This window comes from Pantoea sp. BJFS-204, assembly GCF_049310725.1.
Taxonomy (GTDB): domain Bacteria; phylum Pseudomonadota; class Gammaproteobacteria; order Enterobacterales; family Enterobacteriaceae; genus Pantoea; species Pantoea agglomerans.
Map to the genome: position 1 here is coordinate 22,994 of NZ_JBMOWE010000001.1, position 23,334 is coordinate 46,327.

Annotated in this window: 21 protein-coding genes and 2 pseudogenes; 6 read left to right on the top strand and 17 right to left on the bottom strand. The window is 53.1% G+C overall.

All coding sequences use genetic code 11. The features are described from left to right. Positions 1-98 precede the first annotated feature (98 nt). The 3 genes from mmuP to ACO6VX_RS00125 all read left to right on the top strand — a co-directional run bounded on the left by mmuP (position 99) and on the right by ACO6VX_RS00125 (position 2,938). Positions 99-1,508, top strand: coding sequence for an S-methylmethionine permease (gene mmuP / locus ACO6VX_RS00115; protein ID WP_033758676.1), 1,410 nt, complete (start codon positions 99-101; stop codon positions 1,506-1,508). Further along, entirely contained in the window at positions 1,498-2,433 is a 936-nt protein-coding gene (mmuM, locus tag ACO6VX_RS00120; protein ID WP_346463968.1) for a homocysteine S-methyltransferase, read from the top strand. Before mmuP ends, mmuM begins: the two co-directional genes overlap by 11 nt. An 85-nt stretch (positions 2,434-2,518) precedes the next feature. After that, on the top strand, positions 2,519-2,938 hold the full coding sequence (locus tag ACO6VX_RS00125; RefSeq protein ID WP_010257757.1) for a hypothetical protein: 420 nt from the start codon (positions 2,519-2,521) through the stop codon (positions 2,936-2,938). Here ACO6VX_RS00125 and speG read toward each other — a convergent pair whose 3' ends face one another. The 6 genes from speG to ACO6VX_RS00155 all read right to left on the bottom strand — a co-directional run bounded on the left by speG (position 2,939) and on the right by ACO6VX_RS00155 (position 8,719). Beyond that, complete coding sequence (speG, locus tag ACO6VX_RS00130) at positions 2,939-3,484, bottom strand: spermidine N1-acetyltransferase (RefSeq protein WP_003850356.1); 546 nt, start codon at positions 3,482-3,484, stop codon at positions 2,939-2,941. A 261-nt stretch (positions 3,485-3,745) separates the two neighbouring features. After that, a complete protein-coding gene (locus ACO6VX_RS00135; RefSeq protein WP_422457951.1) occupies positions 3,746-4,432 on the bottom strand; it encodes an ABC transporter ATP-binding protein in 687 nt (228 codons plus the stop codon). Further along, positions 4,425-5,255 carry an ABC transporter ATP-binding protein gene (locus tag ACO6VX_RS00140; RefSeq protein ID WP_031594057.1) on the bottom strand — a complete coding sequence of 277 codons (831 nt, stop codon included), beginning with the start codon at positions 5,253-5,255 and terminating at the stop codon, positions 4,425-4,427. The genes ACO6VX_RS00135 and ACO6VX_RS00140 overlap by 8 nt, the downstream gene beginning before the upstream one ends. Beyond that, positions 5,245-6,102, bottom strand: coding sequence for an ABC transporter permease (locus ACO6VX_RS00145; protein ID WP_010257750.1), 858 nt, complete (start codon positions 6,100-6,102; stop codon positions 5,245-5,247). The genes ACO6VX_RS00140 and ACO6VX_RS00145 overlap by 11 nt, the downstream gene beginning before the upstream one ends. Next, entirely contained in the window at positions 6,099-7,151 is a 1,053-nt protein-coding gene (locus ACO6VX_RS00150) for an ABC transporter permease (protein WP_010257745.1), read from the bottom strand. The genes ACO6VX_RS00145 and ACO6VX_RS00150 overlap by 4 nt, the downstream gene beginning before the upstream one ends. Beyond that, on the bottom strand, positions 7,151-8,719 hold the full coding sequence (locus tag ACO6VX_RS00155; protein WP_022624076.1) for an ABC transporter substrate-binding protein: 1,569 nt from the start codon (positions 8,717-8,719) through the stop codon (positions 7,151-7,153). The genes ACO6VX_RS00150 and ACO6VX_RS00155 overlap by 1 nt, the downstream gene beginning before the upstream one ends. A 658-nt stretch (positions 8,720-9,377) precedes the next feature. Here ACO6VX_RS00155 and mgtA point away from each other — a divergent pair. Together mgtA and mgtU are read left to right on the top strand one after the other, a co-directional pair. Further along, complete coding sequence (gene mgtA, locus ACO6VX_RS00160; protein ID WP_039391420.1) at positions 9,378-12,080, top strand: magnesium-translocating P-type ATPase; 2,703 nt, start codon at positions 9,378-9,380, stop codon at positions 12,078-12,080. A 10-nt stretch (positions 12,081-12,090) separates the two neighbouring features. Further along, positions 12,091-12,177 (top strand): magnesium transporter protection protein MgtU, encoded by an 87-nt coding sequence (gene mgtU / locus ACO6VX_RS00165; protein WP_422457953.1) that lies wholly within the window; start codon positions 12,091-12,093, stop codon positions 12,175-12,177. A 67-nt stretch (positions 12,178-12,244) separates the two neighbouring features. Here mgtU and ACO6VX_RS00170 read toward each other — a convergent pair whose 3' ends face one another. The 11 genes and pseudogenes from ACO6VX_RS00170 to ACO6VX_RS00220 all read right to left on the bottom strand — a co-directional run. Beyond that, positions 12,245-13,099 (bottom strand): PA4780 family RIO1-like protein kinase, encoded by an 855-nt coding sequence (locus ACO6VX_RS00170; protein WP_010257738.1) that lies wholly within the window; start codon positions 13,097-13,099, stop codon positions 12,245-12,247. A 326-nt stretch (positions 13,100-13,425) separates the two neighbouring features. Further along, positions 13,426-13,914: a cold-shock protein gene (locus ACO6VX_RS00175; protein WP_010257735.1), complete on the bottom strand. Its 489-nt coding sequence runs from the start codon at positions 13,912-13,914 to the stop codon at positions 13,426-13,428. A gap of 341 nt (positions 13,915-14,255) precedes the next feature. Next, on the bottom strand, positions 14,256-14,501 hold the full coding sequence (locus ACO6VX_RS00180; protein ID WP_010672163.1) for a YmjA family protein: 246 nt from the start codon (positions 14,499-14,501) through the stop codon (positions 14,256-14,258). A 282-nt stretch (positions 14,502-14,783) separates the two neighbouring features. Further along, positions 14,784-15,086: a contact-dependent growth inhibition system immunity protein gene (locus ACO6VX_RS00185; protein ID WP_010672164.1), complete on the bottom strand. Its 303-nt coding sequence runs from the start codon at positions 15,084-15,086 to the stop codon at positions 14,784-14,786. A gap of 3 nt (positions 15,087-15,089) precedes the next feature. Continuing rightward, complete coding sequence (locus ACO6VX_RS00190) at positions 15,090-15,581, bottom strand: RNase A-like domain-containing protein (RefSeq protein WP_262390695.1); 492 nt, start codon at positions 15,579-15,581, stop codon at positions 15,090-15,092. Between the two features lie 29 nt (positions 15,582-15,610). Next, the gene (locus ACO6VX_RS00195) at positions 15,611-15,907 is read right to left on the bottom strand and encodes a contact-dependent growth inhibition system immunity protein (protein WP_031292167.1); all 297 of its coding nucleotides are present in this window, start codon (positions 15,905-15,907) and stop codon (positions 15,611-15,613) included. A 7-nt stretch (positions 15,908-15,914) separates the two neighbouring features. After that, positions 15,915-16,292: an RNase A-like domain-containing protein gene (locus tag ACO6VX_RS00200; RefSeq protein WP_422457353.1), complete on the bottom strand. Its 378-nt coding sequence runs from the start codon at positions 16,290-16,292 to the stop codon at positions 15,915-15,917. Between the two features lie 465 nt (positions 16,293-16,757). Beyond that, entirely contained in the window at positions 16,758-17,762 is a 1,005-nt protein-coding gene (locus tag ACO6VX_RS00205; protein WP_422457354.1) for a hypothetical protein, read from the bottom strand. Between the two features lie 1,061 nt (positions 17,763-18,823). Continuing rightward, positions 18,824-19,699 (bottom strand): hypothetical protein, encoded by an 876-nt coding sequence (locus ACO6VX_RS00210; protein ID WP_422457356.1) that lies wholly within the window; start codon positions 19,697-19,699, stop codon positions 18,824-18,826. 187 nt (positions 19,700-19,886) lie between these two features. Then, complete coding sequence (locus ACO6VX_RS00215; protein ID WP_422457358.1) at positions 19,887-20,591, bottom strand: hypothetical protein; 705 nt, start codon at positions 20,589-20,591, stop codon at positions 19,887-19,889. 515 nt (positions 20,592-21,106) lie between these two features. Continuing rightward, a pseudogene (locus ACO6VX_RS00220) lies at positions 21,107-22,657 on the bottom strand (primase-like DNA-binding domain-containing protein); the annotation flags it as partial. On the opposite strand from ACO6VX_RS00220, the pseudogene ACO6VX_RS00225 reads away from it, so the two are divergent. Further along, a pseudogene (locus ACO6VX_RS00225) lies at positions 22,654-23,274 on the top strand (hypothetical protein); the annotation flags it as partial. The pseudogenes ACO6VX_RS00220 and ACO6VX_RS00225 overlap by 4 nt on opposite strands. Positions 23,275-23,334 lie beyond the last annotated feature (60 nt).

Genomic DNA, 23,334 nt, shown 5'->3' on the forward strand with positions numbered 1-23,334 from the left:
TTTACCTCCTCCCTGTTTCCCTGCCGTTGCAATTACCGGCTGTGACGCGTATAAAACTGTTCCTTATAGATGTTTAGACGTCCATACGGATAAAAGTGATGAGCGAACAGCCAACTCCCTCGCAGGAACAATTTAAACGCACCATGAAAGTGCGCCATCTGGTGATGTTATCGCTGGGCGGCGTAATCGGCACCGGCCTGTTTTTTAACACCGGCTACATCATTTCCACCACCGGGGCGGCGGGGACGCTGCTCGCCTATCTGATTGGCGCGCTGGTGGTCTGGCTGGTGATGGTCTGTCTGGGCGAACTCTCCGTGGCGATGCCGGAAACCGGCGCGTTCCACGTCTATGCCGCACGCTATCTCAGCCCGGCAACCGGCTACACCGTGGCCTGGCTCTACTGGCTCACCTGGACCGTGGCGCTCGGCTCCAGCCTGACGGCGGCGGGCTTCTGTATGCAGTACTGGTTCCCGCAGATCCCGGTATGGATCTGGTGCCTGGTCTTCTGCTGCGCCATCTATCTGCTGAACGTTATCTCAACCCGCTTCTTCGCCGAAGGGGAGTTCTGGTTCTCGCTGATTAAGGTGGTAACGATCGTCGCCTTTATCGTGCTCGGCGGTGCGGCGATGTTTGGGTTTATCCCGATGAAGGATGGCACGCCCGCACCGGGCCTGAGCAATCTGACGGCGCACGGCTGGCTGCCCAACGGCGTACTGCCGATTCTGATGACCATGGTGGCAGTCAACTTCGCCTTTTCCGGCACCGAGCTGATCGGTATTGCGGCCGGTGAAACCCAGCAGCCGGAGAAAGTGCTGCCGCTGGCGATCCGTACTACCGTGGCCCGGCTGATTATCTTCTTCATCGGCACGGTATTTGTGCTGGCGGCGCTGATTCCTATGGATCAGGCGGGTATCGTGAAAAGCCCGTTCGTGCTGGTCTTCGAAAAGATCGGCATCCCGTGGGCGGCTGACATTATTAACTTTGTGATCCTGACCGCTATCCTGTCTGCGGCCAACTCCGGACTCTATGCCTCCGGGCGGATGCTCTGGTCGCTGGCCAATGAAAATACGCTGCCGCGCGCCTTTGCCCGGGTGAACAAGCGCGGCGTGCCGATGCTGGCGATCACCGTCAGCATGGTGGGTGGTTTGCTGGCGCTGGTCTCCAGCGTGGTCGCGCCCGACACGGTGTTTGTGGCGCTGTCGGCCATCTCCGGCTTTGCGGTGGTAGCTGTCTGGCTCAGCATCTGCGCTTCGCATTTTGTTTTCCGTCGTCGTCATCTTCAGCAGGGCAAATCGCTGGCCGATCTGGCCTATCGTGCGCCGCTCTATCCGCTGACGCCGGTGCTGGGTTTCCTGCTCTGTCTGCTGGCCTGTGTCGGTCTGGCGTTTGATCCGACCCAGCGTATCGCGCTGTGGTGTGGCATCCCGTTTGTGCTGTTCTGCTATGCCGCTTACCATCTGACCCACAAATCATCCCCGAAGCCTGAGGAGGCCAATGATGTCGTATAACCCTGTCGCGCAGGCTTTAACGGAGTCGCCACTGCTGATTCTGGATGGTGCCCTGGCCACCGAGCTGGAAGCCCGCGGCTGTCATCTGGCCGATGCGTTATGGTCAGCTAAGGTGCTGATGGAAAATCCTGAACTGATCTATCAGGTGCACTACGACTATTTTGTCGCTGGCGCGCGCTGTGCCATTACCGCCAGCTATCAGGCGACGCCGCAGGGCTTTGCCACACGTGGCCTTGATGAGGGGGAGTCACTGGCGTTGATCGCGCAGAGCGTCGAGCTGGCGCGACGCGCCCGTCACGATTATCTGGCGGTCCGGCCCGACGCGAAAACGCTGCTGGTAGCGGGATCGGTCGGTCCCTATGGCGCCTTCCTGGCGGATGGTTCGGAATATCGCGGCGACTATGCGTTGCCGGAAGCGGAGATGATGGCGTTTCATCGCCCACGCGTACAGGCGCTGCTGGCGGCGGGTGCCGATCTGCTGGCCTGCGAAACCCTGCCTTCGTTTGCCGAAGCGCAGGCGCTGGTGAAGCTACTGGCTGAATTTCCTGAAGGCCGCGCCTGGTTCTCGTTTACCCTGCGTGACGCCGGACACATCAGCGACGGCACGCCGCTGTCAGACGTCGTGAGCTGGCTGAATCAGCAGCCACAGGTGGTAGCGGTGGGAATCAACTGTGTGGCACTTGAGAGCGTGACGCCTGGGCTGCAGCAGTTGCAGAAGCTGACCGACAAGCCGCTGGTGGTCTATCCCAACTCTGGCGAGCAGTATGATGCCAGCAGCAAAACCTGGCACTCAGCGCCATCAGGCTGCACGCTGCATGACAAGCTGGCAGAGTGGCAGCAGGCGGGCGCGAAGCTGATTGGCGGCTGCTGTCGCACCTCACCCAACGACATCGCGGCTATCGCCCGCGCTTGTCAACCGCAATAAGCTGGCTGAATCGGGCGATGATAGCCCGATTGAGGCGGAGAGGGCGGTCTACACTCTGATCACTGATCACTCTGTGGACCCCTTCATGAAACAGCGAATTCTGGCCCTGGCCGCCGCGCTGCTGCTTAGCGGCTGTGCCACCATTGTCGGCAATGAAACCCAACTGGTGCGCATCGACTCCTTGCCGCAGGGCGCGCGCTTTACCGTGCAGGATGAGCGTGGCTATGCGGTTGCGCAGGGTTTCACGCCGCAGACCGTTGAACTGGAAAAATCTACCGGCCGCTACTTCGGCAAAAAGCACTACCTGCTGATGCTGGAAAGTCCGGGCTACGTGCCGGTCACGGTGCCTATCGAGGCACGCGCTAACCTGTGGTATCTGCTGGGCAATATCCCACTGGGTGGATTCCCCGGCTGGCTGCTGGTCGATCCCTTCTATGGCGGCATGTACGACCTCAAGCCTGAACACCCGCGTCCCTTTATGAACCCGGTTGGCGCGCGCGGCTGATTACTGCGCGGTCGGCTTCACCATTCCGCCTGGCGTTTTATGGCGTTCCAGATACTGATGCTGGAAAATGCACATGCGGATGGTGTTGCGGTACTCCCCGTTGATGAAAAACTCATGTTTAAGCACGCCTTCGATCTCGAAGCCGAGCTTGGTGTAGATGTGGATCGCTTTTTCGTTCTCCTGATCGACAATCAGGTAGAGCTTGTAGAGATTCAGTACTGAGAAGCCGTAATCCATCGCCAGTTTTGCCGCCTGGGTTGCCAGTCCTTTGCCCTGATGGGCCGGATCGATAATGATCTGAAACTCGGCGCGGCGGTGCACATGGTTGATTTCCACCAGTTCCACTAATCCCGCTTTCTGCCCGCTGTGCTCGACCACAAAGCGACGTTCGGTCTGATCGTGAATGTGCTTGTTGTAGAGATCGGACAGCTCCACAAACGCCTCATACGGCTCCTCAAACCAGTAACGCATCACGCTGGCGTTGTTATCCAGCTGATGGACAAAGTGCAGATCTTCCCGCTCCAGCGGACGCAATTTTACCGTCATTGCCTTTTCCTCTCATGAAATAATGGTCGCGAGTATACCGCATCAGCCAGCCGCTGCGTTTTGCGCTGTCGCATTCGCTGCCTGCTTCAGTCTGTAAAGGTTTACAGCGTCGCGTGGCAATCTAATGACTCAGAGGAAGAGGACAGCGCGCCATTCTGGCAATAGAGAGGATGAGGCTAATGGCGAAAGAAGGGGATGTTACAGAAAGGCGTGGCGGATGCAGCAGCGCCGGACGGCAGGTGAACGCCGTCCGGCCTGATTTCAGGCAGAGATCTGTTCGATGATGCGACCCTGCGACATGTGCACGGCGCGATCGCACATGTGATCGATCACGTCGGGATCGTGGCTCACCAGCACCATGGTCAGGCCATCCTGCTGTTTCAGATCGTTGAGCAGATTGAGGATCTCCGCCTGCACTGACATATCCAGCGCCGACGTCGGCTCATCCAGCAGCAGGATCTTCGGCTGCAGCAGCAGGGCGCGCACGATGGCGACGCGCTGACGCTGGCCGCCGGAGAGCTGATGCGGATAGCGATCCGCCAGGGCGGGATCGAGTCCGACATGACGGAAGCCCTGATCGATACGATCGTTGATATTGTCGCGTTTCAGCAGCTTCAGCAGCTTCAGCGGCTCGGCCAGCGTGCGACGCAGCCGGTGACGCGGATGCAGCGAGGCATAGGGATCCTGAAACACCATCTGCACTTCCTGACGCAGCGCGCCGGTGAAGGCTTTACCCGGCTGAACTTCGTGACCGGCAAGCTGCATCTGACCCTGCCAGTGTGGGTTCAGACCTGCCAGCACCCACAGCAGCGACGACTTGCCGCAGCCTGACGGACCCACCAGACCAAAACACTCACCAGCGTTAACCTCCAGGTTAACCTCATGCACCACGGTGCGCAGCTCGTAACCCTGTTTGTGGGCGACGCTTAGATTCTGCAGCTTAATCATCATTCGCCTCCAGCGCAGCGCGGTCCAGCACCGGTAAAGTCTGTCCGTGGGTCGCTTTGCCCGGACGGCAGGCCCACAGCGTGCGGGTGTAGGGATGAGTAGCGTGCGGCAGATCGGCGGCGGGTAGCGTATCCAGCAACCGGCCTTTATACATCACCATCACCCGCTCGCAATGTTCTGAAACCTGCTGCAAATCATGGCTGATCAGCAGCAGGCCCATGTTGCGCGCCTCCACCAGACCGCGGATCAGCGCCAGCACCTGATCGCGCATGGCATGATCCAGCGCGGAGGTCGGTTCATCGGCGATCAGGAAGTCCGGATCGGTAATCAGGGCGATCGCCAGCATCACGCGCTGGCCCATGCCGCCAGAGAGCTGATGCGGATACTGCTGCATCAGACGACGCGGATCGGGCAGGCCGACCGCATCCAGCATTTCACATACTTTCTCTTTGCGCTCGGCACGGCTCAGACGGCGATGCAGGATCAGCGGCTCTTCCACCTGCCAGCCAATGGTGCGCGTCGGGTTAAGGGCATACTTCGGGTCCTGCATCACCATCGCCACGCGGTTACCGCGCAGCTGGTTCCAGTGACGCTCGCTTAGCGTCAGCGCATTTTCACCGGCCACCTGGAGCTGGCTGGCCTGCAGATGCAGCGCGGGCGAGAGTAAGCCCATCAGGCTGCGGGCGGTCAGTGACTTGCCGGAACCGGACTCACCGACCAGCGCCACGCGCTCGCGACCCACGGAAAAACTGATGTTGTCGACCAGCAGCGCATCGTCGCTGCGAATGGTCAGCCCCTCGGCATGGAGCAGATTATTTTGCATGACGGGTATCCAGTCGGTCGCGCAGGCCATCGCCTGTCAGGTTAAAGGCCAGGCTGGCAAACAGAATCGCCGCGCCCGGTGCAGCAGCAACCCACCACTGATCAAAAATGACTTTACTGCCTTCGGCCACCATCGAACCCCATTCCGCCGTCGGCGGCTGAACGCCCATACCGAGGAAACCGAGTCCGGCCGCGGCCAGGATAATCCCGCCCAGGCTCAGTGCGGCGCGGACTACCGCCGTCGGCATGCAGAGCGGCAGGATATGACCGAACATCAGGCGAAAGCCCGTAATCCCCTGCATCCGCGCGGCAGCAAGGTAGTCGCTGCGGCGCAGTGCCAGGGTTTCGGCGCGTGCCTGACGGGCAAACGGCGGCCAGCTGGTCAGTGCCAGTGCCAGTGCGCCGTTCATCAGGCCAGGGCCGAGAATCGCCACCAGCGCCAGCGCGATCACCAGGTTGGGCAGCGACAGGAAGATATCGGTAATGCGCATCAGCAGGCGTTCGGTCCAGCCGCCCACGTAACCGGCGGTGATGCCGATCAGCAGCCCGGCCGGAATGGTCAGCACCAGAATCAGCGATACCAGCAGCAGGGTCGGACGCGCACCGTAAATCACGCGCGACAGCAGATCGCGGCCAAAGCCGTCGGTGCCGAACCAGTGCTGTGCCGACGGCGCCAGCAGACGGCTCGACATGGTCTGCACGTTCGGATCGAACGGCGCAATCAGCGGCGCCAGCAGTGCCATCAGGATAAGAATCGCCACCAGCGTCAGCCCAACGGTTAACGAGGTAACGCGTTGACGGCGACGGCGTGGTCGCAGCGTTTCGAGTTCAGAGAGTTGTTGCGTCATCGGGTTCTCGGATCGGTTAACCAGGTTAAAACATCCGCCAGGGTGTTAATCAGGATAAAGCAGCTGCCGATTAACAGGGTTGAGCCCAGAATCGCCGGCACATCGCCGGAGAACAGCGCATTGGTCATATAGCGACCCACACCTGGCCAGGCGAAGACGGTTTCGGTCAGCACCGAGCCTTCCAGCAGCGTAGCGTAGGAGAGGGCGATCACCGTGACCAGCGTGCCCAGCACGTTGGGGAAGATATGGCGCAGCAGGATGCGCACCCGACCCGCGCCTTTAGCACGCGCCAGCACCACATACTCTTTGCTGCTCTCTTCCAGCAGCGCAGCACGCAGCAGGCGGGTAATGCCCGCCATCGCCAGCAGGCCGAGGATCACCACCGGCAGCCAGAGGTGCGCAATTGCATTGCGGAACATCTCCGGTTCACCCGACAGCCAGCTGTCGATCAGCACAAAGCCGGTCTTCGGCTCCAGAGTATAAACCCAGATATCATCCAGCCGTCCCGGTCCGGCGGACCAGTGCAGCACCGCATAAAAGAGCAGCAGGCCCAGCAGGCCGAGCCAGAACACCGGCACCGAGTAGCCCAGCAGCGAGACAAAGCGGGCGAGATTATCGATCCAGCTGCCCGGTTTCCAGGCGGCCAGCAGCGCCAGCGTTACGCCGAACACCACCGCGAAGATCATCGCGCAGGTCGCCAGCTCGATGGTGGCGGGGAAGGTGGTCATCAGGTCGCCGCTCACCGACTGATTGGTGAGACGGGAGACACCCAGATCGCCCTGCGCCAGATGTTCGACGTAGCGCCAGAACTGCATCAGCACCGGCTGGTCGAGACCCAGGTCATGACGCACCTGCTCATAGGTCGCTTCACTGGCGTGATCGCCGGCGATCTGCTGCACCGGATCGATCGGCGAGAGATGCGACAGCATAAAGGTGAAGGCGAGCAGGCCAAGCAGCGTGACCAGCAGCGACAGTACGCTACCGATCAGGCGCCCGCCACGCTGCCAAAAAAGCCGGGCGAACCCGGCTGAAGGAACAGACTGTGCCATTACTTAGTGACCTGCGAGTAATACACCATGTCAGGGTTAATGCCCTGCACATAGCCTTTCAGGTTGTCGCGCAGGGCGATGAGGTTCTTCGCCTGCATCCCAATCACATACGGTGAGTTCTTCATCACTTCACGCTGCATCGCTTCATACAGCGCCACGCGTTTCTTCGGATCGCTCTCGGCCGTCGCCGCAATCACCTGCTTGTTCAGCTCAGGAATGTGCCAGTCTGAACGGAAGGCGATGGTTTTGCTGCCATCTTCCGGGTTGTAAGCAAACGAGGCGGCATTGGTGTTGGGATCGAAATAGTCGGAGCCCCAGGCGTTCAGCGTCGCTTCATATTTATGCGCTTTCACGTTGGTCGATACTTCGGAGCTCAGACCCGGCACCACTTCCACTTTCACGCCCGCTTTGGCGAAGCTGCCCTGCAGCGCCTGTGCGATATCCAGATAAGGCGGCTGGTTGCTGGTGGAGAGCTTGAAGGTGACGTTGTTCAGGCCCGCTTTCTTCAGAATCGCTTTGGCTTTTTCCGGATCGTAGCTGTATGGCGTGTCGTTGATCGCGCCCAGGAAGCCCTTAGGCAGGAAGCTCTGATGCACGTCGAACTGACCTTTCAGCAGCTCACTGGCGATGCCTTTGTAATCCCACAGGTAGCGTGCCGCTTCCCAGAAGGCCGGGTTCTTCATCGTCTCGTTCGCGCCGATGTTGAACTGGATGTAGTAGAGCGACGCCATTGGAATCGCTTCCGTCTTCACGCCCGGTTTGCCGTTCAGCGCAGCAATCTGATCGGCACCCAGGTTACGGGCGATATCGGCATCACCCTGTTCCAGCAGCAGACGACGCGCAGCCGGTTCAGGCACGTTCTTGATCAGGATGTTCTTCATTTTTGGCGCGCCCGCTGGTGAGGTCGGGTTAGCGCTGAGCAGTACCACCTGATGCATCACCACTTTGCGGATCTGATACGGACCGCTGCCCGCCGAGTGGGTGGCCAGCCAGGCGTTACCGAAATCGCCGTTCTTCTGGTTCGCCATCGCGGTTTTTTCATCAATGATCGATGAAACCGGGGCAGAGAGCAGGCTCAGGACGTAGGTCGGGCTGACGTTGGCGGTCCAGCTGATCTGCACATGATTGTCGTCGACTTTTTTCAGGAAGCCATCGACGTTATCTTTGGTCCAGCCGAGCTGCGTCAGGATGAAAGAGGGATCGAGGTTCAGTTTCACCACGCGGCCCAGCGAGAAGATCACATCTTCCGGACGCAGCGGGTTGCCGGTAGAGAATTTCGCATCTTTACGCAGTTCAAAGGTCAGGCTGCGGTTGTCGCTGCCGGGCTGCCACGAGGTGGCCAGTGTAGGTTTCAGGTCCACCGGATTCTGCGGGTCAGACTGCACCAGACGCTGATAGATGTTCGTAAAGGCCTGAACGCTGGTCAGTTCAAACCCTTTAGCCGGGTCGAAGCTGTCTGCGTCGTCAGTTGATTGTGCAATCACCAGCGTATCTTTTGGTGTTGCGGCCTGGGCTGTGAAGGCGGCAGCCAGCGTCAGCGCCAGCAGTGATGGAATTATAGTTTTCATGAAATTTCCTTGCCTCTAAAAAGTTACGCGAGTTTACGAAAGGGCCGATGCGAAGAATAGTCGAATATGGGCTAATCATATGCCAAAAGGTTATAAGCATTACCTGGAGGTTATAAGAAGATCGCCACGCTGTTACCGAAGCGGCAACCTGAGCAGAAACAAATCCTCAACGAAACCGTTATTCAATACGTTATTGCTTTACCGAAGCCGGCCTCTCTTTATAATGGCGGCAGATAACTTCAGGAGAATTCAGTTGGACAGTCACCCGAGATTAACCTTTATTCTGGCAAGCTGAGTTTCCTCTGCTGCTTGCCAACCGGCGAGCAGCGATCCCCGCTTTAATTAACGATCGCGCTCCTTATTTTTAATCCTGCTATCACCAGGAGTGCGCGTTATGCTGCTGTTTATATTCGCTCTTTTTCCTCCGCCCCGTCTGGCGTAGCCCAGGCTGCGCCCAATCGCTGATATCAGACTTTTAAAACGCCGCGTATAACCGGCGTCAGGTAACCCTGTGCGCGTCATTATTTTGTGTGCAGGCGGAATAACCTGACTGTTTCTGAAAGTCACCCCATTAAATAACCCGGCCACGCCAGGTTTTATCCATGCACGATATTTCCCGTGCAGGACAACTATTGCTTTAAATCAGGGAGATGTCGAAATGAGCGACATGAAACTGGAACAGGTTGCGATCACTTCATCCGGCAACCGTAATGATAAAAAAAGTAAAAAAATGTTTGCCGTTGCGCAGCAGGCAGACCAGCACATTGATATGACGCTGGCGAACCTGCGTAGTCAGCGTCAGGGCCTGACCCAGGCTGAAGCGGCGAAACGACTGGCTTTGTATGGCCGTAATGAAGTGGCGCATGAGAAAGCGCCACCGGCGCTGATTCAGCTGCTGATGGCGTTTAATAACCCGTTTATCTACGTATTACTGGTCCTGGCGCTGGTGAGCCTGTTTACCGACTATATTCTGCCGCTGCGCGCCGGTCAGGAGACCGATCTCTCCGGCGTGATCATCATCTTCACCATGGTGATGCTGAGCGGGCTGCTGCGCTTCTGGCAGGAGTTTCGCACTAACCGTGCGGCGCAGGCTCTGAAGTCACTGGTGCGCAGCCAGGTCACCGTGTTGCGCCGTGAGCCAGGCAGCGAAACCGCGCAGCGTCAGGATGTGGATATGAGTGAACTGGTGCCGGGCGATATCATTCTGCTCAGCACCGGCGATCAGGTGCCTGCCGATGTCCGTCTGCTGAGTTCGCGTAATCTGTTTATCAGTGAAGCGGTGCTGACCGGCGAGTCGCTGCCGGTTGAAAAACAGAGCAGCGATGCGGGTATCGATGCCGAAGGTCAGACCGCCCAGGAGCGGCTGGCATCACCGAATATCTGCCTGATGGGCACCAGCGTGGCCAGCGGCACAGCCAGCGCAGTCGTGGTAGCGACGGGCGGCGAGACCTGGTTCGGCTCCCTGGCCTCTTCGCTGACCGGAAGCCGTCCGCAGACCGCCTTTGACCGCGGGGTGAACAGCGTCAGCAAGCTGCTGATCCGCTTTATGCTGGTGATGGTTCCGGTGGTGCTGCTGATTAACGGCTTCACCAAAGGCGACTGGATGGATGCCACGCTGTTTGCACTGGCCGTCGCGGTCGGACTGACCCCGGAAATGCTGCCGATGATTGTCAGCGCCAACCTGGCTAAGGGCGCGATTGCGATGTCACGTCGCAAAGTGATCGTTAAAAAGCTCAACGCCATTCAGAACCTCGGCGCGATGGATGTGCTCTGTACCGATAAAACCGGCACGCTGACCCAGGACACCATCCTGCTGGCGCATCATCTGGATGCGCGGGGCAACGAAGATGCACAGGTGCTGCTGCTGGCATGGCTCAACAGCGGCAGCCAGAGTGGCGCGAAAAACCTGATGGATCGCGCCTTACTCTGCGCAGGCGACAAGGTCATTTCACAGTCTCAGCGCAGCCAATTCCAGCTGATCGATGAGCTGCCGTTTGATTTTACCCGCCGTCGGGTGTCGGTGCTGGTGGAAGATCTGACTCAGCATCGTTCACAACTGATCTGTAAAGGCGCAGTGGAAGAGATGCTGGCAGTGAGCATTGCCGTGCGGCAGGGTGACACGGTGGTCGCACTGGATGCGGCACAGCGCGCGGCGCTGCTGGCGCAGACCGAACACTATCATCAGCAGGGCTATCGCGTGCTGCTGGTGGCAACCCGTGATGGCGAGCTGCACGCGCCGCTCAGCGACAGTGATGAGCGCGATCTGATTATTCAGGGAATGCTGACCTTCCGCGATCCGCCTAAAGCCAGCGCGGGCAAAGCGATTAAAGCCCTGCGTGACAGCGGTGTGACGGTGAAAGTGCTGACCGGTGACAATCCGCTGGTGACGCTGCGGGTCTGTGCCGATGTCGGGCTGACCGATCCGGCGATGCTGACCGGCGATCAGATTGAGGCGATGAACGATGATGAGCTGGCGCAGGAAGCCGAGCGCTGCACCCTGTTTGCTCAGCTGACGCCGCTGCAGAAATCCCGTCTGGTGCGGCTGATGCAGCAGAACGGTCACACCGTCGGGTTCCTGGGCGATGGCATTAACGACGCGCCTGCGCTGCGGGCGGCTGACACCGGGATTTCCGTGGACAGCGCGGCGGATGTGGCGAAAGCCTCATCGGACATCATCCTGCTGGAGAAGGATTTACAGGTGCTGAATGAGGGTGTACTCAAAGGACGCGAGACCTTTGGCAACATCATCAAGTATCTCAACATGACCGCCAGCTCCAACTTCGGCAACGTTTTCTCGCTGCTGGTGGCCAGTGCCTTTATTCCGTTTCTGCCGATGCTGTCGATTCATCTGCTGATTCAGAACCTGATGTATGACGTTTCCCAGCTGGCGCTGCCGTGGGACAAGGTTGACCGTGAGTTTCTGAATAAGCCGCGTAAATGGGATGCCGGCAACATCAAGCGCTTCATGCTGTGGATGGGTCCGACCTCGTCAATTTTTGACGTCACCACCTTTGCGCTGATGTGGTTTGTTTTCGGCGCTAACCATGCAGGCGTGCAGTCGCTGTTCCAGTCCGGCTGGTTTATTGAGGGGCTGCTGTCACAGACGCTGGTGGTGCATATGCTGCGTACCCGGAAGATTCCGTTTATTCAGAGCCGCGCCACCTTACCGGTGATGCTGACTACGCTGGCGGTGATGGCGCTGGGCATCCTGATCCCGTTCTCACCGCTGGGCGCAATGGTCGGTCTGGTGCCACTGCCATGGCAATATTTCCCGTGGCTGGTGCTGACGCTGTTCAGCTACTGCCTGGTGGCGCAGGGCATGAAGCGTTTCTACATCCGTCGCTTTGGTCAGTGGTTCTAGGGAGGAGAAGATGAAAAAAAGCAGGCTCGATACGATATTTGTCGGCGTGATGATCATCGGCTTAACTCTGATTGCGCTGACGGTCATCGTGCGGTGATGGCGTTGTGATAGTGCGGTAAGTGAGAGGCAGCGAGGGGACTCGCTGCCTTTTTTTATTGATGCAGTTACTCTTCGTCGCGCTCACGGCTGGCGCGCTGGCGCTCGTAATATTCATCTTCTGCGGTGATGATCTCATCCATCAGAGAATCCATATCGACTACGCGCTCCTCTTCCACAAACTTCCCGGTAAGCGGCGTTTCCGGCGTCAGCTTGCCATCTTCATAGAGCAGCCAGATCTCTTTGGCGTAGCGCGTCTTCAGCAGCTGCGGAGCGAACTGACCGTAGTAAGAGGTGATGTTGTCTACGTCACGTTCAAACATCGACTCGGCATGGTTGTTGGCCGCCGCATCAACTGCCTGTGGCAGGTCGATAATCACCGGGCCCTGGTCATCCAGCAGTACGTTGAACTCGGATAAGTCACCGTGAACGATACCGGCACAGAGCATACGAACGATGTTGCGGATCATGGTGTGGAAATCCGTCACCGCCTGCTCTTCAGACAGAGAGACATCGCTGAGACGTGGCGCGACCGAGCCATTGGCATCGGTCACCAGCTCCATCAGTAACACACCGTCGATGCAGAGATAAGGCTGCGGCACGCGAACACCGGCGTTCGCCAGGCGGAACAGGGCATCTACTTCTGCGGTCTGCCAGGACTCTTCCTGCTGCTTACGGCCGAATTTTGTGCCTTTCTGCATGGCGCGGGCGTTACGGCTGTTACGGGTTTTACGACCTTCCTGATACTGCACCGCCTGCTTGAAGCTACGCTGGGTCGCTTCTTTATAGACTTTGGCGCACTGCACCTTGCCGCCGCATAGCACGGTATAGACGTCTGCTTCTTTGCCGCTTTTCAGCCGCTGCAGGACATCGTCAATCAGGCCGTCATCGACCAGGGGCTGGATTCTGTTTGGGATTTTCATGCGGCTTTATACCTTATTTCACCCGCTTTTCGTATCACTTTGCGATGATGGAAAACATTGGCAATGACTGAACAAAGTTTCTAATTCTACCCTGGAAAGTCGCTTTGTGGGGATGAACCTTGATGAGCTGCGCTTTTGACCTTTGTTTTATCATAAACAATGGATTAGAGGGGAGAGCAGGACGGTTTTATCCGCCAGAGGAGCGCTTTGTCATGTATCAGCCCTGTGGGCGGGGATTTCGTGTCAGAGAAATGTGCCTGAAATGCAGGCTGGCAGGAGGCTGAAGGCCGAAATCCTGCCAACAGAATTTCGGCCCGCCTGCGGGATTACTTCAGGCCTTTAAGCACTTTAACCGTACTTTCAATGTCGATCTCATCTTCAGAGAAGATCAGTGTCGTACCCTGGAAGGTGGTGACCGCCAGCTTTTTCAGCGAGCGCATCTCATTGGCGTTCGGGTCAGTTTTGGGCCGGATATTATTCAGCAACAGGCCCACTGACAACACCGCGTTCTCTTTATCGACACCGGCATCGACCGGGACTTCTTCGTTGTAGACCAGATAAGACTTAATCGAGGTGATCTTGAGCCGCTCGCCTGCGATATAGATGTATTTGCTGGTCGGCGCGACCTTCACCGCATAGGCGGATAAGCCCTTGTTGTTGGTGGTGGGTTCAAACGTCACCGCCGCATCTTTCTTGATCAGATCAGGATTGGCGACCTTAATCACATGAAAATAGCGGTTATCACCGTTTTCATCTTTGATAAAGCCAAAACCTTTATCTTCAAACCAGGTTGTGATCGTTCCGTTCATCGCCATTTTTGCCTGCTTAATCTACTCAGTTTTTTACAGCGCGCAGTGTAAAACACAATGCCTGCGCAGACTATATAAGTCTGGATGATAATTTTCAGGTGCGCCAGAGGGTGAGCGGCGGAAGGGGGCTTTGTGGCGGATGAAGGCGTGTGTGATGGAGTGTGTGTAGCGGCAGATAAAAACGAAGATGGGTCGGTAGGGCAGGGAACGGACATCAGCCACGTGAAACACGTGGCTGTCAGCACTGGGCGTTGTTACGGGGATACCGGCGCTGTGTCGAATCAGGTTGTTGAGTCAGGCAGATTCACCGGCAAACTGCGCAAAGCTCGTCTGCCGGTGAGTGTCTGTTACTCGTTGCCCCAGCGGTTCAGGAACTCCGCAATTTCATCAATACGCTGCTCATCGATACCCGCTTCACGCGCCATATCCTGCTGCGACTCTTCACTGATCTCTTCGTTGTTCATCAGACGGGTGATCAGCAGCTGGAAGTAATGCGCCAGTGGGGTACGTTCAGCTTCGCTCACCGGCTTAGCGGACTCCGTCGCATACTCATCTGCGACATCATAGTATTTGAGAGAGATTTCGTTATTCATAAATTGTCCGCAGAGTTGAGTTTGGGTTTAAGCGTTGGCAGGGCGTTGTGGCCCGGCGTAGAGGGGTATTATTTCGTGTTTGGGTTGGGGCTGTAAAGGGGGAGTGGGGAGGGGAAGTATAGTAATGACGTTGCAGAAAATGTTGATATACATGCCTGAAGCGCATTCGCACGGAAGGCCGCAGGGCTGCACAGACACAAAAAGCCCGCAGCATGTTTATCTCGCGGGCTCTGAGGAGTTCGACAAAGTTCTGGTAACCCTCCATCGAACAGCGATGCTCGTTTATAAGGGATTGCCATGGTCACTATGCTTGTTGATGCTTTCGAGTATTCTCAGAAGCAACCCTTTACCATCTTCCGGTGCAAAGGCGTTAATATACCTGTCTCTGAACTCTGATTTTATCATTTCATCGTCATATGTCAGAAAGTTCATCACTTCTTTTTTTAGATCTTCACGATCCTGGAGTGTTAATTCAGCTGTGTAAATATCAATAGCTTCATCAATGGTGTCAGCACCTGTAATAAAGTCAAAGTCCTGATTTAATGTCCCTTCAATCAGAATATCTATATTAGTAGTGAGTAGCATAATTTACACCTCCGGGAATGCAGTCAGAATATAGTAAGGCTTGCCGTTGTACAATTCATATTTAAGAACAACTTTGACTTTCGTTGCCGGAGTCAGTTTTTGACTACCCCTGAACAGGGAGTAACCAATGGCTTTCCCGGTGTCATATTTGATATTTAAATTATGTCCTGGTCTGCTTGCCGCCCAAATCTTTATCCACTCTTTATTTACTTTTATGGCATCGGATACTGACTTTTCGGCCAGATCTATATTGGTGAAAGAGCTAATGGCATTTGGCGGGCGAGCCATATTTTCTGTGCTTTTTAACCGGGCTGCTAATTCATGCTGTGTTTTACCAATATGCTTTAAAATTGCATGGCCTCCGGGCGTGTGGCCAGTTACTGATTCATGTTGAATAAGTTTGATGCGTCCTGTCCGAATGGCTGCAACTCTAACTGCTCCAGCCCCCAGAGAAAGAGCAACAGGTACAGCAACATCGAAGGTCAAACCTACCAATCAGTTCACGAATGGGCGCGCACGCAACATCATCTTTCATCGTATCTTTTGATGCTTTCAAGGAAATAGAGCAAAAAACTGCTGGCGTAATCAGGTGAAATATCTTGCCAGCGCTGAGAAAACTCTTCCTTTATCTCTTCTTCTGACAGCTTGAGAAAGTCAGTAATTTCTTTACGTAAATCACATCTTTCTTCTGGAGAAGCTTCGTCAACGACTACATCAATGGCACCATCCATCGTATCAGCGCCAGTGATAACGTCGAAGTCCTGATTCAGTGTTCCAACAATGCATAAATCTAAGTTTGGGGCTAGAGGTGCACGGCTCATGATCAACTCACTTATCTGGAAAAGAAGTAATTATATAATAAGGTTTGTTATTGTAAGTCTGATACTTCAGCGCAACTCTGATTTTAGTTGCTTTATACGCAGTGTTGCTCCCTTTCTGAACAACATAACCAACGGTATTACCCACATCGTAACTTATCGTCATGTTATGTCGTGGTTTACTTGCAGCCCATAGTTTTATCCACTCCCGATTATTATGAAGTGCCTTTGATATGGCTGCGTCGGCAATCTCCAGCGACGAGAACGAACCAGATAGATCCAATACCCCATTGGATTGGATAATTCTTTCATGAAGTTCCTGGGGTGATTTTCCAATATGCTTTAAAAGCGTATGCCCGCCCGGTTTTAATCCAGAGACAGAATTCACTATACAATCTAATTTTAAGGTTAACCATAAAATATGGTATAGAAAATTATCTAACTGAATGTTTTATTAACATGATCAAATTATTTGAGCTTTGATCAGTAGTGCAATAATGGAAAGTGAAAAGCAACAGAAAAACCCTAATAAAAATGTATAATATAATGGTTTTAAGTTGTTTATTTTTTTTAGATTTTGACCTTCATGTGTAAATCTATAAGCATTGTCGTTCCTGTTTAAAAATAAAATTTTTTTATTTTTTTTTAATCGCATAAAAAAATAGGTCATTAGAGGTGAACCTATATACCCCATATTGCAGTGCAACAAGTAAGGAGTGGGCAGTGTATGCTGTTGTTGGAAGTCTGAGATCAATTCCTTGTAGCGAGACCTGTTCATTAGATACAAAAAAACGCTTACCACTAAGCAAACCAAAGGAAGCATGATTAAAACCATTATGGCCGACTTCATTCTTCAAATTCCCATGTATTCATAGATAGTATCCATTACAGAATCACTCGCTTTAGCACCTACATAGCCCGCAGCTATTGAGCCAACAGCAGCGCAGACTACCGCGCCGGTTCCTGCCGTGGCGATCCCTATTGCTGCGCATATACCTACGCCTGCTAAAGAACCGGCTGCACCAGCTCCCACACCCGTTAAGGTCGAAGCCCCAAACTTACCATACTCTTTGAATGCGGTTCTTTTACATTCGCTCTCACGTCCTTTAACGCAGGCATTGACTACGTCATTGGTGGTTCCAGCAAAGGCAAACCCCATTCCTATGTAACCACCTGATTTCAAAAACTTTGCCGCTTTCGCTGCATTGCCTATATAACTTGAATAACCTGGGATCCCTGCCAGTCCCACTGTAGACCATTCATGTACTATGGATCGGCTGGATAGATTTAGTGCTCTTCGCATGTCTTCGTAAGGTTTGAACTTAACCGCATAACGTATCAATGATTTAAGTAGCGGTTTGTTCACAAGTTCTTTTAGCTGATTAAAGAGTTGGTTACGCTCTGCGTAGAATTGCTGACTAATCAGTGTTCCCTGAGTACGGAACTGGTTTTGGTAACTGACTTGTATTTTTTTGAGGGTATTCTCGATCTCTGAAAAGTATCTCTCACCAACGTCACCAATAGTGCCAAAGACTTTATCTCCCGCAGTAGTCAGTGCAGCGATCAAACCGTAATGCTGCTGCATGAAACTCGCTTCGTCAGGAGTTACTCCAACAAACGCCATATTGGTTTTCTGTTTGGCCTGCCTTAATGTGCTCAACATTTGCGTAGTTTGTGAAGAAGCAGGGTCAGCCACTATAACTATCTGACCCGGACTCAACCAGGGAGTGTCGGCATTGGTCTGCATAAAGAGACATGCTGCTTCAGAGTTACTGTCATTGAAAAGCATTCTTGCCTGGAATTCGAGGTTGCCAGGTTGTTGAACTACACAGTAAGCGGGTGCCAGATTGCGCGGCATGTGATTTCCTCCACTGAAACAGTTGCTTAGTTAAAAATTTAAGCCTGTTTCTTCCATAGATACTTTAATCAATCATGCAGGATATTCTAAATACTTCTAATGATTTAGGCAAAGTATTGGTTTACATGACAAACCTATATGATATTGAAAAGCGATAACACTTCATTGTTAGCTATGTGGAGAGAGGGGGAATAAAAGCATTAAAAGCCCGCAAGGCTTTCAACTTGCGGGCTCTCAGGACTTCGATGATGGTTCTGGTAACCATCAACCAAAAATTTAGTGGGCTGGCGGAATCTGAATAAAACTTGCAAGCTAATGTATTTAGGTGTGTTTATCTAATTCAAATTTGTTCCGTGTACCTAAGCGTGTACCAATTATTAGATCTCACACCCCGGAGCGGCACGGCAAGGATAACGAATTCCCCGCGCTAGATCCAAAATAAAATGATTTTAGAGAAAAGTGTTCACACTGTTCACTTTGGTTTTTTGTTTATTAAATTCATGGTATTAGGTAGTGAAGGGGGTGAGGCCGGATGTACATTAGTGTGCACTTAGGGTGATCAATCTTAATCGAGATGATCAAAATCGGCAGAAGCCGGTATGCGTAATGTAAGTTTTGAGGTTCTGCATGCTGGCAATGGTTAGCTTTGTACCAAAATTGACTTGTAAATCCATATGGATGGGAAATAAGCCACAAGTAGTAAGGTTATGAGTGTTGAAGTTATTTACAGTTCTTTATTTAAAATAAATTAGAGAGGATTACGAGATAATGGATGTTTACACATGAGCACAGCAAACGAGCATTACTTGACTGAACGTTATTATTTATCTCTTTAAGAAATGAATGAAGACGACGCAATACAAGACGCTGACTCTATGAACCATGATAAATGGCATACTAAATTTTCTTGCACCAATCAGGGCTATTATAACATCCTAGCCATCTGTGCGGTTGAATCAAGATATAAAGTTTCACGAGCAATCAATTAAAATGTTTGGCTCGTGAGATTTTTTCGGTGAACCTTAAGGCATGACGTTAAGAATAATACTGGTTATTTGCACTCAAATAGTGAACTCTGGACGTGAGCCTGGAAATTCTCCCGACTCCATATGGATAGCTAAGTCTAAGGTGGTTATTCTACGTAAAGTAGATGCTGCAATAAACTGAACTCCTAGAGCCAATCGAACAACCTGAAGACGCTTAAGCCCCGCTGGCTTATAGCGGCTGGCGACATAATGTGGAAGGTTATCTATAACCGCTTTAATTTTTCTATCATCACGATGGGGTATTTTATCCATCAATGTTTTTGCCAAATAATCCAGATTATGACCATTTTTTCCTTTTAAGGCATTCAAATCGATCCCGCTCCAAACTAAAGCAGCTTTGAGGGAGAGCTCTGCTACCAAACAGATAGGTTGGATAACTGAATCATGACTAAAGCTATTAGGTAGTGTATTTGCCATATCTTCGAGATTGGATCGGGACATCTGCCAGAGTGTTAATGCCTCTGCGTCGCAATTTTCTACTTCATTTAGTCCCATGGTAAAATCATGAATATCAGCAATAGCAAAAGATACATCTGCTGCGATTGCTCGATCTCTCCTACACCACTCCCACCATTCCTCATTACTAATGAAACCTGCTATTTGCCAGACTTCTAACTGGTTATCCCCGAATATGACAGGGGAGGTTGTTTTTTTCACTTGATCCATGGATGCAATCAGACCTATTCCTGCACCAGGCCAGCTTGTTTCGACTTCAGGCATCATGGCAATATAAGCATCTACGATGTGTTGAACCTCAGGATTACTCAAAAGACCAAAGCTGAAATCTGTTCCAAGTATATCAAATGCGGCGCTTAGAGGTCTCTGATGAAGGTGAACACCTTCCTCAGCATATTTTTTATCCAATCTGCGCAGGTCATCTAACGTCCACATAATTATATTAATTCCTTATTGTTTTTTGCCAATTGCAACGGAAGACTCCAATTCAGAAATTTTTTATGCCTTACTCCATTAGCGGTAGGAGTAATTGATTTAAACTTTAATGTATGCCCGCTTTTCGTTCATAGTTGATCTGGCGTTAGCCGCATCTAACCTCTGCGGCCAAAGCATGAACATCCCATTACAGAAATAAATATTGTTTACTACTCCATGTCATCTCAGATTGGCTCATTATTGGGCATTGAAGTTCATCAACTGAAAAAGCAGGGCGCTGAACTGTTTTGAAAATACTTGAAAAATTAGACTGTATGGGGTTGTTGAATATTTCTCGTCCATATTGCGCCTCGAGTAAAATATGAATGGCAGCAACAGAATTTATTACGGATTTAAGTGATGCTTTATGTCTATTAATACCACGGTTATGTTTGACGGCATTGTATGCATCATACCAAGATATACTTTTAGTCGGTTGTGTAATATCCCAGCCGCTAAAAGGAGACCATTCTTGCAATTGTGGATAGAAGGTGAGTTTTGTTGAGTAGTTGTTTAATTTTAGAGGATTTAGAGATTTTATGTAATCATTGGTACTAAATCTGGTAGTTGAAGGGTATTTGTTATCCACAAGAAAGTTTTGGAGTAAATATTCAACCTCAGTGCATGCAATAATTAAAATCTCTCTTACTTTGCTTCCAAAGCAATTTAAATTAAGAGTGTCAGGATCTATGTAGTTAAAAAGTTCATTTAATGAGTCGCAGATGTTACTAAAGGCACGAATTTCATCAAGCATTGGAGTGTTGGCATAATGATAGCTGAATAGATTAGGTTCTCCTCGGTTTATCCGAGGGGAAAACATACCACTTTCAGTTTTTTTGGATTGATTAATCACTATTGGATAATATGGGCAGTAATCATAAGCTTGATGCCAAGAAAAATAACCAATTGCTTTTGCAATCTGGTCATTACTGATTGCGTCAGGAAATGTCTCATTATAGTTATTTTCACCTCGCAGCTAATCATTCCATTTGTAATAATGAGTTTTAGAATAGATTCCGGTGTCAATATATATATAACAATCATCACCTTCTTTCTGAAAGTATCCAAATACATTATTCTTTAATTCAAATGTATAGCTCTCCATGCTCCCTCCTTTATATGTTCTATACTATTAATATCATATCCTTATATGCAGTGTCCAAAAGCATTCTGAGTTTTCGTTTGAGTTGTAGACATAACTGAACACCCTCACTACGGTCTGTTCATTAAGTTTTGTTGGTGAATATGGAAATAGATACCTCGCAAGCGGCATCTTTGTGAACGTTTCTCAATCATAGTTGACCTTGGCTGACATGAAAAATTTTATCAAAAATAAAAACCGGCGTAAGCCGGTTTATTTGAGACGATTTATAAGGGGCTGCACGCTGGCAACCAATCTGCTTCGCTGTCCTCGTGTAACGTAAGATTGGTTTGTATGCCGTTATTGGTACGGCGCTTGAGTAGCACTCGCTCATACTCTTTAAGCGTCTGTGGCACTGCCTGGCCGAAGGCTGTCAGGCTGAGCGGGTGCTGATGCCCACGCGATTCCATAAACGACAAATAAGCATGGTAGAGATAGCGCTTAGGGTTAATCGGGCGAATGTTAGCGTTACCGATAAACAGCCCGTTGGGCGTGCTCAACGGCATCAGGTAGCCGCAGAAATCGACCAGCGGATCAGCTTGTCGCTTTATCTCCAGCGCTTCGCCGGATGACTGCTGAGCCTGCAACAGCTCGCGCGCTTCATCGGGTGACGCGAAGCGCTGCATCAGATGACGAACAATGATGGCCAGCTCGGTACTGATTTTGTCAAGCAGCTGCGGGTCACGCTCTTTTGCCGGTATCACTTCCGGGAATGTCAGAATTACCCGGCGGCGCGACACGCCGCCGCTGCGGTCGCTGAAGCGCATCGGGTTGTTATTCACAGCCAGAATCACCGCCGGGATATGCGTTGAATAAGCGTCGCGATATTTTGGATCGATTGCCACCGCATCGCCACCGGTAATCGCCTTGATGCCCGCGCCGTCGCCGCTCCATTTCTCCTGGTCAGGCAGGATAATCAGAGAGAAGCCCACCACACTGGCGCGCTCGCGGGAGGATTCCAGCGTGTCGATGGTGGCTGACGTGGTGTTGTCTTTTCCGGCCAGCAGAGTGGCAATCGAGGCCATGACGCTTTTACCGCTGCCGCCGGGGCCGGTCACCTCAAGAAACATCTGCCAGTCATAGCGGTTTGCCAGCACCATAAATAACGCCGCGAGGATGCGCTCCTGCTTGTCGTGATTGTGTCCGGCGGCCCGCGTTAACCAGCGCCAGAACGCCGGGGCGTGGTCCGAGAGGTTCTCACCCGGACGCGGCGCGGTGTAGTCCACGCTGTTGACGGTGCGCAGCCAGTGCTCGCGGCGGTGCGGGCTGAACGTGCCGGTAGCGGTATCAAATACGCCGTTACGGAAGCCAATCAGGCGGCGGGACGGTTCCCCCATTTGCGGCACCATCAACTTGAGTGTGTCCAGCACGCTGCCAATACCGGCGGCCGAGAACGGTGCGCGCACCTTCTGAAACAGCGCGGCGATTTCCCGGCGCAGCGTCTTCGCCTCCATCACCTGCCATGCGCCGTTCTCATAGCGGCAGATTTCCTCCCCGACCGGCGGCACGGCCAGCGCCTCCCCGTAATGGGCGACCAGCAGCTCGGCCTTCTGGCTGGCGCTCATGGCCTTCAGGTCGGCCTCGCTGACGGATTCAAACGGGCTGAGCGGCTGCGGCTGCGTGAAGTCGGTGAGCTGCGCCAGCGTGGCGATATCGCCCTGCGCCTGCCACACGTCGCTCCAGTCACCCGTAACCGGCGGCAGTGCGGTTTTCCCGCCACAGGCTTTTGCCGCTTCCTCTGCCTTTAACTGGCCGGTGCCGTTGTCGTCGCGGTCTGCCGGACGTTAAGCCGGGCGAACAGCTGCAGCAGCAGCGCGCGGAAGTATCACAGCGGGTAACACAGGCGGGAGACTGGGAGCGCCAGACCGATCAGGCCATCCGTGAAACGTCCATGAGCCGGGAGGTTAAAGCCGATACTGAAAAGCGTGAGCTGGTCAGCAGGGAAACAACGGTCAAAGCCACGGACAGAACCACGGTGATCGGCACGGCGTCACTGATGGCCGGAGCCATTCAGCACGTAACAACCGGCAGTTACAGCGTGGCCGCACAGCAGAATCAGCTGATTACAGTGGGCGGTAATGCGGAAACAGACGTCACCGGCAGCGCCACGATAAAAGTCGGGCAGGAACTGACTGAGAAAATTGGCCAGCTGCGCCAGAGCATTGCCGGGACGCGTCAGGAGATTATCGCGCCGGTGGTGTGGATTGGTTCAGAGAAGATTAACGTGGCCCAGCTGATGCTCGATACCGTGGCGCTTGTCCAGCAGCTGGCTGACCAGCTGGCCAGCCATACGCACCCGTCAACCGGGCAGCCCACGAACAGCAGCGCCATCGCACAGAGTGGCCAGCAGGCCGCTGCGCTTAGTACGAAATATTCCCCCGTCATCGGTAAGTAAGCCAGCACCCTGACCCGCTATCACAGCGGGTTTTTTATTGCCCGTCACCAGAACGCCTCA